This window comes from Ditibartonella apis (genome assembly GCF_001952075.1).
In the GTDB taxonomy this organism is placed as follows: Bacteria; Pseudomonadota; Alphaproteobacteria; order Rhizobiales; family Rhizobiaceae; genus Bartonella; species Bartonella apis.
Window position 1 is genome coordinate 188944 of record NZ_LXYU01000003.1, and the last position, 11862, is coordinate 200805.

The 11862-nt window shown below is 46.5% G+C and carries 6 protein-coding genes and 1 tRNA gene; 4 read left to right on the top strand and 3 right to left on the bottom strand.

All coding sequences use genetic code 11. The features are described 5' to 3' along the window. Positions 1 to 177: 177 nt before the first annotated feature. On the top strand, positions 178 to 510 hold the full coding sequence (locus tag PEB0122_RS07755; protein ID WP_075916555.1) for a membrane lipoprotein lipid attachment site-containing protein: 333 nt from the start codon (positions 178 to 180) through the stop codon (positions 508 to 510). Between the two features lie 964 nt (positions 511 to 1474). Here PEB0122_RS07755 and PEB0122_RS12020 read toward each other — a convergent pair. The 3 genes from PEB0122_RS12020 to PEB0122_RS07770 all read right to left on the bottom strand — a co-directional run bounded on the left by PEB0122_RS12020 (position 1475) and on the right by PEB0122_RS07770 (position 4603). Beyond that, positions 1475 to 1675, bottom strand: a complete 201-nt coding sequence (locus tag PEB0122_RS12020; RefSeq protein WP_404801509.1) for a proline racemase family protein — start codon at positions 1673 to 1675, stop codon at positions 1475 to 1477. A 667-nt stretch (positions 1676 to 2342) separates the two neighbouring features. After that, positions 2343 to 2419: transfer RNA gene (locus PEB0122_RS07765), tRNA-Arg, on the bottom strand. Positions 2420 to 3094: 675 nt separating this feature from the next. Beyond that, positions 3095 to 4603: a sensor histidine kinase gene (locus PEB0122_RS07770; RefSeq protein ID WP_075916559.1), complete on the bottom strand. Its 1509-nt coding sequence runs from the start codon at positions 4601 to 4603 to the stop codon at positions 3095 to 3097. Positions 4604 to 4976: 373 nt separating this feature from the next. Here PEB0122_RS07770 and PEB0122_RS07775 point away from each other — a divergent pair, with 373 nt between their 5' ends. From PEB0122_RS07775 to pgi, 3 genes are all read left to right on the top strand, one after another. After that, positions 4977 to 6224, top strand: a complete 1248-nt coding sequence (locus PEB0122_RS07775; RefSeq protein ID WP_075916561.1) for an efflux RND transporter periplasmic adaptor subunit — start codon at positions 4977 to 4979, stop codon at positions 6222 to 6224. Beyond that, positions 6224 to 9466 (top strand): efflux RND transporter permease subunit, encoded by a 3243-nt coding sequence (locus tag PEB0122_RS07780; RefSeq protein WP_075916563.1) that lies wholly within the window; start codon positions 6224 to 6226, stop codon positions 9464 to 9466. The genes PEB0122_RS07775 and PEB0122_RS07780 overlap by 1 nt, the downstream gene beginning before the upstream one ends. Before the next feature lie 247 nt (positions 9467 to 9713). Then, complete coding sequence (gene pgi / locus PEB0122_RS07785) at positions 9714 to 11363, top strand: glucose-6-phosphate isomerase (RefSeq protein ID WP_075916565.1); 1650 nt, start codon at positions 9714 to 9716, stop codon at positions 11361 to 11363. Positions 11364 to 11862: the final 499 nt, after the last annotated feature.

Here is an 11862-nt window from a genome sequence, read left to right on the forward strand (position 1 = left end):
TCAATATTCTGTCCACGGTTATGGTATTTATCGAGTGCGCAATTTCAAGCCATGAAGGTGCTACTTTGCTCATTACTGATGCCGATAAGGTCAATGAGATAAAAAGCGAAAGTTCTTACAAGTGGCGTTCATGCATGAAAATGATATTATCAAAAAATAATCCAAGGTGAGGATTCAATGAAAAAGTTTCTCTCTCTTTTATGTGTCGTCTTTATGCTGAGTGGCTGTTGGCTTTCTCTGAACTTTAGTCAGGAAATTCAAGATAAATGGCGTGGGCAACCTATCGAAAATATCATTAAACGGTTAGGTCCATTCCATGTTGCACAAAATAAAAAGGGAGAAAAATATGTATACTGGGAACGATCTTTTCAAAAAAGTACACCTACAGGATATGAGTTAGCTTATTGTCAAGCCCGCGCGTTTTATGACGAGCACGGCAAAATCACAAGGCTGGATACTTATTCGAGAGGAGCTAATTGCGCTTTTGGTTTTAGTGACGCGCTAAAGTAAAACAGTTGTTATCGGTTGGTTTTTAACCTATTCAGCATGTAGAAAAATTATCTTTATTAGGACTGTTGTTAAAATGAAAAAACGTGCAATAACTATATTTGTTTTCATCGTTTCGGGTCTGTTCCTCACCGCTTGTCAACAAACCACTGCGACGTCGTCTCAAGAAAAACCGGCTATGGTAAAAAAAAGCGAAAAGCTTTGTGAACGATTAGGGTGTCATGTGACATATCACCCATAATTCTGAGTTATTTTCATGGCCTTTAGAGGCGTTGTCAGAATAAAGTTGTACTTCGGCGAAGACTTAACCCTTTAAAGTCGAGACACATTCACGGTGGTGACTTTAGCGCGGTGAAGTCGCGCAACTGCATGTTGCTACGCGAAAGCCCTTATAAATGTAGATAAATCCACTATTTCAAATCTGAACTATAATGGGCGCAATTCAGTCCTTATTATAAGTGTCAAATCTTGTGATCTTGTCCTCATTATCAACATATACACGCAATTCACATGATTTAGTAACATAATCCCCGAGTGGGACTGCCTGAACCACTTACCAAGAAGTTGCCTTCCTTTTGTCGATAATACTACTTTTCACCCTTTTCATCCACGCTGAAACCTCCCCCTGACCCGATGGCTTTTTATAAATCACTGATTGGCCGACCTCGCCATGCAGCTTGTGTTTCAGCAGGGATATTGGTTGAAAACCAACAGCCGCCCAAAAGCACGAAAAGCGGTGCCAGAATAAGAAACTTACGCATTGGCTTTTCTCTCCTTTGGAATGAAAAGTGCAATCTTTATTTTATAGAGTGTAACATAGTCAAACAACAATTTATTGCACCAAAATTTATTCAAGAAACATCTTTGTGTAACAAAATGATAAATTAAAATTCTTTAGGCAGAGAAAGTAGATTTTCCGGTTTTTTCTACCGTTTTTGAGCAGAATTATAAACCAATCGGGCTGCAATCAAATCAGATAATCTATTCTGATACCCCAATTCCGGCCGGATATGATCGGGTTTATTGTTGGTTTAGCTTTGATCTCTCCAACACGATCAATTCTGCAATGGAATTCGGTATCAATAATCGATGTCCCCACGAATTTATTACCGACCTTCATTTCTCCGTGTGCGTAAAGGACTGTCATTCTTGCTAAACAGCCGGTGATTTATGTTTTTAACAGTGATTGAGGTTTTATTTTAAGGAGCCTGAATAACGGGGGATTTTCTTCTGGGGGACAGACGAGAAAGAACGCATCTTCAACCGTATTTCATCAATAGTCATAGGCGCCACAGATGTAAAAAACGGCTGGCATAAAAGCGCTATCCTCAGGAACTCTGGCGAGACGTTATGGAAAAGGAAAAGAGGTTTATCCATTTTGAACAAAGCGGTTAAAGCCTATTTCATGATGAGATCTCTGTACGTCACTTGGCCGAGAGTACTATAGCACAGTTTTTGAAATCGGCTCACATTGATCAGGGGTTTAAGGCAAGGCGAGGGAGGCCATTTCGACCATGAGCCGTCATAAAAAGGAAGGGGGAATATCCACTTAAAGGCACTCATGATGAGTGCGATTGATCAGTCTCGTTTGTTTATAAAGCTTCAAAGACAAAATGCTGTTTTTCTACTTTAAAACAGAAAGGCCACAGAATTTCGGATGCAAGCATTTCGAAGGAAATTTGAAGGATGGTTTCAAATCATGTTTGATTGAAAGCATTATCGATCAAAAACAATTTCCCTCACATATTTTTAAAAAATAGTACGGATTGGTGTTTGTTTTTAAAAAATGAAAAAGTTTGATGTTTGGAAGCTATGGTGAAATGCCAGATTTTAAATGGCGCACCCGAAGAGATTCGAACTCCTGACCCCCAGATTCGTAGTCTGGTGCTCTATCCAGCTGAGCTACGGGTGCACTTTTGAAAAACACCAAAATGATGTTTCCAGCCAGTTCCATCAACGACATCCGGATTTGAACATCTTCAATCGACTGACAAGCGGTTTCCTAATTGGTTCGCGAAAGAAATGCAAGAGAAGATTTTATTTTTTTGTTCATTTGTGTCGCGAATTTTGCGGCTAAGCGCTTTGAAACCGGAAAATCTCTGTCGGAAATTTTTATGTTCAAAATGAAGGGAGCTAAAAAACAACGGTTGAGGAGAAGCAAGAGGTTTTAAAAAACTGCTTTAATAACAAAACCGCATTTTTAGAAAATTTTATAAAGCCGAATTTATGTTTTTTGAAAAACCGGTGTTTACTCAAAAACCGTGCATTTTCAATCAAGACGCTCAAAAAAGCTTGAAAGGCGGAAACTCCGCCCAAAACGGTGGTTATGCATTGCCTGAATGTCTACGGAAGATACCGGCTGAAACAGCCTGCCGAGATATCTGTTGAAAGGCAGCATGAAAAGGCCAGCTGAAAATTTTTTACACGCGAAACTTTGCCCGCTCGTTTTGGCTTTATGGCATCAATTGATATTCGTTAATTGGAATTCGTTCTGGTGAAAAAACCTTTTCAGGAAAATGTCTCGTAAATACTCGTGAATAATTGAAAGAACTCGTGCGTTAAGCGTCGCTTTTTTCCGACAGCGTGATCAGGCGGTTTTTTCATTCTTTTGTCGATCTTCTCCATGCGAGGGCAGATCGGGAATGCGGATTTCAAAATGCGCGCCACCGCGCTCTTCGTCAATCAATGTAATTTTGCCGCCATGGGCGTTGACGAGCTCTTCACATATGGTCAATCCCAAGCCCGAACCGTTGCGGCTGGTTGAACCCTGAAATGGTGAAAACAGGTGTTCTTTGGCCTTTGCCGGCAGACCAGGGCCTGTATCTACAACATCAATAACGGCTACATTATCAATACGATGTCCGCTAATGGTGAGCTTGTTTTGAAGTTTTGTATTGTCTTCCCGTTCCAGCATTGCCTGAACAGCATTGCGGCATAAATTGGTGATGACGCGGTGGAGCTGTTCTTCATCCGCGTCGATTGTCATATCAACCGGTACTTCATTAACAAATTCAACCTGATCGGAACCGGGAAGGGTGAGCGATTCAAGGAGATCCGCCACGAGGTCATGAAGAAGAAGTTTTTTACGCTTTGGCGCTTCTTCCTGCGTGCGCCCGTAAGTGATAACGGTCTGGCTATAAGTGACCGCACGGTCGATAGCGCGGATAAGTTTCGGAGCAATTTTCTTCACCATCGGGTCTTTTGCGTCGGCAAGGTGATCCGACATCAATTGCGCGGAAGCGAGAATATTCCTCATATCATGATTGATTTTGGAAACCGCTAGCCCGAGATTGGCAAGGTGTTTCTGGTGGGCATAGCTTTTTTGCAATTCGCTTTCGATAACCGAAATGCGTTTTTGCGTCATACCGAGTTCATCCCTGCGGGGTTCGGGAACCAGAATTTTGCTGGGATTATGCGGTTCTATCACAAAATCGAGCATATTGGTGTAGATATTCTGCAACGGGCGCACCAGCAGTTCGTGCACGATAAGGTAAATCGTTGTTGCTGCGACAATTGCGATGGTGAGAGAAATTACGACAAAATGCCACGAAAAATCGATCATTGCTTGCCGCAATTTCCTGTCGGCAACGATGACTTCAAGGGTGATGTCTGTTCCTTCGATAGGACCGCGAAGGAGCAAAATATTGCTGCCTCCGAAATAGAGCGTTGTGAGAGAATCAAGCAAAGCTTTGGTTTCGCTATAATCGGGAAGATCAATGGTTTCATTGACCTTTTTCAAGTCCGGCGAAGTGGCAAGGTTCATTCTCTCGTCATTTCTGATAATGCTTATAGCCAAGGCATCAGTGGCCGTCAGAACATTTTTTTGCAAATTCGGGCTTAGGGTGATTTCGGGGCTTGAAGCCAGAATCATGCTGATCGCTTTGGCCGACTGGTGGTGGTCTTCAAGCCAGCTTTCCTGCATGCTGGCAATAGAGGGCATAAAAACCATAATTTCCGTGATGAAAACCGAAAGCGTAATGAGCAATAACAGCCGGACACGCATACGCCGATAGAAGGGTATTTTCTCATGTTCGCGATCAAGCGACATACCCGTTGTTATAGGCGCCGGTTCGCCGGTTATTCCTTCGTTAGCCATTCAACCTCTTCAGACGAGCGGCATTTTTAGCGAAATGTCGCGTCAGTTTTGACCGATAACGAGTCAGTGCTGCCTTATAAAACCCGCATTTTAAATCCAGTTTATAAAAATCATTGATCAAGAACAAATTGTTTTTTGCGCTTATCCAATTGGTTATTTTCCGGTTCGAATTATTACCGAAATTTAACTGGACGAAAAAACGCAAATTTTGCATGAAATACAATGAAGAATCGTCATTAAAGACTTTTGGAACCCGTTTGATGCGGCTTTGATGAACGTTAAAAATTGTAGAAGACTTTAAAAACAGAGTGACAAAAAACAGTATCGGATAATAATCTGTCCGGTTTTCTCATCCTTTGATGAAAGCAGCGCGATGAAACGCTCGTCGAAAATTACCATCGTTGTCATTATTGGTCTCGTTATTGTCGGCCTGTTTGTCTGGCAGGGCTTAAAGAACGGGAAAAATGTCGGGCACACCTCCGCATCGACCCCGAAAACAAACGAGGTCGTTGTAAAACCGGTAAGCCAAAAGCTGATCAATGACCGTTTAAGCGCAATCGGCACGGGAAGGGCACTTGCAACGGTTGCAGTGACCCCATGGTCTAGCGGTGTGATGGACAAGATCTATGTGAGTGCGGGAATGCACGTCAATATTGGTGATCCGGTTGCAAAGCTTGATTCCGATAATGAAGAGATCGCCGTCGAGCGCGCCAAAGTGGAAGTCAATGATGCGGAATTGACTATGGCAAGAACGGTCAAGTTGCGTGCCTCCAATACGGCAACCGAAGTGCAGGAATTGTCGGCAAAACTTGCACTCGACAAGGCAAGGCTGGCACTGCGTGATGCCGAGCTTGCAGCCGACCGCCGCACAATCCGCGCGCCGGTAAGCGGGATTGTGGGTATTTTACCCGTTGACGCGGGAAATTACGTGACATCCGATACAACAATCGCCCGCATTGATAATCGCGACCATATTCTGATTGATGTCTGGGTGCCGGAACGTTTTGCACCACTCATTAAAATCGGCCAACAAGTGAAAGCCACATCTATTGCCCGCCCTGGTGAAGAATTTGTCGGCCGCATCAGCGCCATTGACAATATGATTGACGAGCAAAGCCGTACTTTGCGCATTCGTGCGGAAGTCGATAATGCTTCCGGTGTGCTTCAATCGGGCATGTCTTTTTCTGTGTCGCTTGCTTTTCCGGGTGACCCTTATCCGGCGGTGGACCCGCTTGCAATCCAGTGGAACGCCGAGGGTGCCTATGTCTGGCGGGTAAAAAATGGAGTTGTCGAACATGTGCGTGTCGGCATTGTCCAGCGCAATGCGGATTCGGTGCTGGTCACCGGCGCACTTCTTCAAGGAGATCTTGTTGTCACCAAGGGTGTGCAAAATCTGCAAGATAAAAGTGCTGTCGATATTATGCCGGATGAGGGCGTAAAAGAGGCCGGAAAAGACGTTTCTCTTGGCAATGAAAATAGTCATTCGGGTCAATCTGCTGGCAATAGCGAAGTCCGTGAAAAAGCAGTGGAAGAAAATTCGGAAAACGACAAAAAAGCAGCCGGTGAACCTCATGAGGTGAAGGGGAACGAAAAGAAAACTCTTGACGGAGCAAGCCGGTAATGGCGGGCGCTTTTCAAAAATCCGGTGAACGCGAAAAGGATCGCGAAAAGGATAAAGGCGGGCTGGTTGCGCTTTTCATCCGCCGGCCGGTTTCGGCTTTTGTGCTCAATGTGCTTATTCTGGTGGCGGGGCTTGCCGCACTTCAGGGCATTGATGTGCGCGAATTGCCGGATGTCGACCGTCCGGTGGTCACCGTTTCAACCGATTTCGATGGTGCGGCGGCTGAAACAATCGACCGTGAAATCACTCAGAAGCTTGAAGATGCGGTGGCGCGTGTTTCAGGTGTCAAAACCATATCATCGCGTTCTTCTTTTGCCCGTTCGCGGGTAACGGTCGAATTTAATGATGGTGTTGATCTTAATGTGGCGGCAGCCGATATTCGCGATGCCATTTCGCGTGTTACCAATGATTTACCCGATGATGCCGATGCCTCCCGCATCATCAAGGCCGATTCCAATGCCGACGCGGTGATGCGCCTTGCCGTGACGTCAACAACAATGAGTGTTGATGATTTGACGGTTTTGACCGAAGACCAGATTGTCGACACACTTTCAGCGGTTTCCGGTGTTGCGGATGTGCAAGTCAATGGCGACCGTGACAAGATTTTCAGGATTGATATCAATCCGGCAAAACTTGCAAGTTATGGCCTGACCATTGCCGATGTCACGCGAACACTTTCCGATATGGCACTTGATGCGCCGGCCGGTTCGCTCAGAAGTTCCAATCAGGCGCTGGTGGTGAGAGCAACCGCTAATATTTCTACGCCGGAAGAATTCGAGAATGTTTATCTCAATAATCGTGTGCGTATCGGTGATATTGCCAATGTCACTCTGGGGCCGGATGTGGAAACCTCGATTGTGCGGGTCAATGGTAAACCCGGTGTCGGGCTTGGTATTGTGCGGCAGGCACAATCAAACACACTCGATATTTCCGAAGGGATAAGATCTGCCGTTGACAATCTCAACAAAACGCTTCCTGAAGGTGTGCATATTACCATTACAAGTGATGATGCAAGCTTTATCAAAGGCGCTATTCACGAAGTCGAGGTGGCGCTTATTGTTGCGGTTTTAAGCGTTGTGGTGATCATTTTTCTGTTTTTGTGGGATTTGCGCGCCACTTTCATTCCCGCACTTTCTATTCCCGTCGCCTTGATCGGCACATTTGCCGCCATTTATCTTGCCGGTTTTTCAGTCAATATTCTGACTCTCCTTGCGCTTGTTCTTGCAACCGGTCTGGTGGTCGATGATGCGATTGTCGTTCTGGAAAATATCGTACGTCACCGCAATCTTGGCGCAGGGCCGAGGGCTGCGGCTGTTATCGGCACAAGAGAAGTGTTTTTTGCCGTGATTGCCACAACGCTCACCCTTGTTGCGGTTTTTGTGCCGATTTCCTTTTTGCCGGGACAAGCAGGCGGGCTTTTCCGCGAATTCGGTTTTGTGCTGGCAATTGCCATTCTGCTTTCGGCAATTGTGGCTTTGACACTTTGCCCGATGCTTGCTTCAAGATTTCTGAAAGATGTCAAAAAGTCTGCCGGAGCCATTGCCGATAATGAGGAAAATTTAAACGGTGAGGAAAACGGGCGCATTCAGGAAAATAACGGGCAGGAGGGCTTAAGCGACGGGCATTCCAAACCGGCATTGCTTTTGAAATTTGCCCATATATTACAAAATTTCTATGCCCGCAGCTTGCACCGTGCTCTTGACCATCCGTGGATTGTGGTTTTGCTTTCGATCGGCTTTGTTATCCTAAGTGCGGGTGGATACCTCACCTTGCGGCAGGAACTGACCCCGTCGGAAGACCGCGCACAGGTGTTTTTGCGCATCAACGGGCCACAAGGAATTTCTGTCGATTATCTCAATGATGAAATGCGCAAAATCGAGGATGCGCTTTTGCCCTTCAAAGAAAGGGGCGAAATCATCAATACCTATGCGGTATCGGGCACTTTCGGCTCGTCCAATAACGGTTTTCTTATGCTCAATCTTGCTCCCTGGGGGGAACGCAACCGTAGCCAGCAGGAAATTGTTCAGGAAATCAATCAAATTATGAAGGGTTTTCCGGCTGTGCGTGTCATTGCGGCGGAAGGTAATTCGCTCGGCATCAGGGGGGCAGGACAAGGCTTGCAATTTGCAATTCTCGGCACCGATTATGCCAAACTCCAGCCGGTTGCCGATCAACTTGTCAGAAAAATGCAGGAAGACCCGCGTTTTGTGCAGCCGCGCTTGAGTGTTGAAGCAACGCAGCCGCAATTGTTCATCGACATTAATCGCGAAAGGGCAACCGATCTCGGTATTGACATTACCGGCCTTGCCAATGCCGTGCAATCCATGCTTGACGGGCGCAAAATCGGCTCGGTCTATATTGGCGACCGTTCCTATGATGTGAAGCTTGTGTCGAATAGCACACCCGTCAATGATCCGACCGATCTTGAAAATATTTTCATGAAAACGGCAGATGACCGTTTTGTGCCGATGTCTGTGGTAACAACAGTTAAAGAAAAGCCGGTTCCGCCGGAACTCGGACGGGAATCGCGTATGCGCTCTATTGCCTTGACGGCAAGTCTTGCACCGGGTTTTGCCCTCGGTGAAGCCTATCAGCAGGCGCTTGAACTTGCAAAACCCATATTGCCGGCGGGAAGCTATATCATCCCGCTTGCCGAGGCTGCCACATTGAGCGAAACCTCTTCCGGTCTCATTATCGTCTTCGGCTTTGCTCTGGTCATTATTCTTCTTGTTCTTGCCGCACAGTTTGAAAGTTTCATTTCCGGCCTCATTGTTATGGCTACAGTGCCGCTTGGCCTTGGCAGTGCCGTTTTTGCCATGATGGTGAGCGGGGTAAGCCTGAATGTCTATAGCGAGATCGGGCTTGTGCTGCTTGTCGGTATTATGGCCAAAAACGGCATTCTGATTGTCGAATTTGCCGACCAGCTCAGAAACCGCAGCCAGACTTTGCGCGAGGCGGTGGAAAATGCTGCCAATATACGTTTGCGGCCGGTATCAATGACAATGATCTGCGCCATTCTTGGCGGTGTACCGCTTATTCTTGCAAGCGGTGCGGGTGCGGAAGCCAGAATTTCTTTGGGCTTTGTCATCGTCGGCGGGCTTGGCCTTGCAACCATTGCAACGCTTTATGTCACACCGGTTACCTATCTCTTGCTTGGTCGCTTTATCCGCCCGAAAGCCGAAGAAGATTCCGAACTGGAAGAAGAACTCAATGCCGCACAAAATGCCAAAACAACCGGATGACATATGAGCGTCATACGAAAAAACAAAATTTGCGCGGTCAAGAGAATAGCCGCAAGTGATAAGCCATTTTGCTAATCTATTGGCGGCATGCGATTTCTCACAAGCCTCAAGAAAAGCCGATAATAATGCCGTGATATAAGGCCTCGTTTAACTTTCTTATGAGCGAAATGGATAAAGGCAATTTTACCTCTTTCACTTCAATGTGTTTCATCTTAAATTCTATTTACACAATGGAGGGTAGCTTGCCATGTTCCGCAACGAAGAAAAATTCCGCGCCGCTTTTAACGCATTGAAAACCCATGCAAAAGATCCGGAGCTTGGCGATATTCGCTCACTTTTTAAAAATGACCCGCAGCGTTTCGAGCACTTTTCATTGCGGCTTAACGATTTGCTGTTCGATTTTTCCAAATGCGGGGTTACGGCGAAAACCTTGGAGCTTCTTGATAATCTTGCCGATGCTGCCGGTTTGAAGGAGCGGCGAGAGGCGATGTTTTCCGGCGAGCCGATCAATTTGACCGAAAATCGTGCGGTTCTTCATGTTGCTTTGCGGGCGCCGAAGGGGAGCACAATCATGCTTGGCGACAAAAATGTCGTCGAGGATGTGCAATCGGTTCTCTCGCATATGGAAAAATTCTGTGAAGGGGTGCGCTCCGGTGCCTTCAAAGGCGAACATGGTGGTAAAATTACCGATGTTGTCAATATTGGCATTGGCGGTTCCGATCTTGGGCCCAAAATGGCAACGCTTGCTTTGAAGCCCTATCACGACGGGCCGGATAGCCATTTTGTTTCCAATGTTGATGGCGCCGATATTGCCGATACATTGTCGGGGCTTAACCCCGCAACAACACTGATTATCGTTTCTTCAAAAACCTTTACCACAGCCGAAACCATGACCAATGCGCATATTGCGCGCCAGTGGATTGCTGAAAAACTGGGCGAGATGGCCGTTTCAAAACATTTTGCCGCAGTTTCGACTGCGCTTGATAAGGTGGCTGATTTCGGCATTGACCCGTCGCGTGTTTTCGGCTTCTGGAACTGGGTTGGCGGGCGTTATTCCGTCTGGTCGGCAATCGGCCTTTCGGTGATGATGGCAATCGGACCGGAAAATTTCAGAAAGTTTCTCGCTGGCGGCCATGCAATGGACGAACATTTCCGCACAGCACCTTATTCTGAAAACCTTGCCGTCCGGCTGGGGCTTATCGGCTTTTATAATCGCGTCATCTGCGGCTATCCGACACGCGCTGTCATTCCCTATGAGGATCGTTTGTCGCGTCTACCCGCCTATCTCCAGCAACTCGACATGGAATCGAACGGCAAACATGTGACCATTGACGGCAAACCGGTTACAATGCCGACAGGCCCTGTTGTCTGGGGAGAGCCCGGAACCAATGGGCAACATGCTTTCTTCCAGCTTTTGCATCAGGGAACCGATATTATTCCGGTCGAATTCATTGTTGCTGTGAACGGGCACGAAGAAAACTTGCGTCACCAGCATGATATGCTTCTTGCCAACTGCTTTGCCCAATCGGAAGCACTGATGCGTGGTCGCAGCAAAGAAGCAGCAAAAGCAATGTTAATGAAAGGCGGTATGAGTGAAGCGGAAGCCGAAAGGCTAGCCCCGCACAAAAGCTTTGTCGGCAACCGTCCGACATTGACGCTTGTTCACGACAAACTCACCCCCTTCACATTGGGGCGGTTGATTGCACTTTATGAACACAGGGTTTTTGTTGAAGGCACACTCATGAACATCAATTCCTTCGACCAATGGGGTGTGGAATTGGGTAAGGAACTCGCAAATGAATTGTTACCCATGGTTTCCGGACATGAAAGTGCCGACGGCCACGATAGTTCGACAAGCGGTTTGATTGCTTATGTCAAAGAGCGTCGCACGCGCTGAAAACGAGAATCTGAAAAGATAGAAAGCAGCGTATCCAAGAAGGCGCTGCCTTTAAATCGGGTTTGTCTATAAATCCTATTTTTCTTTTCCGTCACATTTTACTTTCATTTGTGACATCCCGCTCACGCCTACATCCCGTTTTGTCCAATAAGCCTTTTGCGATATTTCGTTTTGTCGATATGTCGGCCTATCTGACAGATCGGCTTTCCGGTTGCGTTTCGCGAGTTGGCGATCACGCTTTACAAAATGAACTCATCCGGCCTTTGAAAGAGCCACGTGATTGTGCAATGAACAAAGATGACTTTTGCCAAAGCTGTTTCCCGCGAGGGCTTTTTCCCGTTTTTAGGTTAGGCAAAAAATGGTCTGCAAATGGCCGACAGTCGTGATCGGCGTATATTTTTAAAATTCCGGTTTTGAAAAACTCCGGTTCAGAGAAAACTTGAAAGCCATGTGAACAAATCTCGCCCAAAGAGCGGTATTTTTGTTTTGTCACATTTCG

Bases quoted from the DNA above. Each gene is read 5' to 3' on its own strand.
- PEB0122_RS07755 (WP_075916555.1), top strand. From the start codon at position 178: ATGAAAAAGTTTCTCTCTCTTTTATGTGTCGTCTTTATGCTGAGTGGC.
- PEB0122_RS07770 (WP_075916559.1), bottom strand. From the start codon at position 4,603: ATGGCTAACGAAGGAATAACCGGCGAACCGGCGCCTATAACAACGGGT.
- PEB0122_RS07775 (WP_075916561.1), top strand. From the start codon at position 4,977: ATGAAACGCTCGTCGAAAATTACCATCGTTGTCATTATTGGTCTCGTT.
- PEB0122_RS07780 (WP_075916563.1), top strand. From the start codon at position 6,224: ATGGCGGGCGCTTTTCAAAAATCCGGTGAACGCGAAAAGGATCGCGAA.
- pgi (WP_075916565.1), top strand. From the start codon at position 9,714: ATGTTCCGCAACGAAGAAAAATTCCGCGCCGCTTTTAACGCATTGAAA.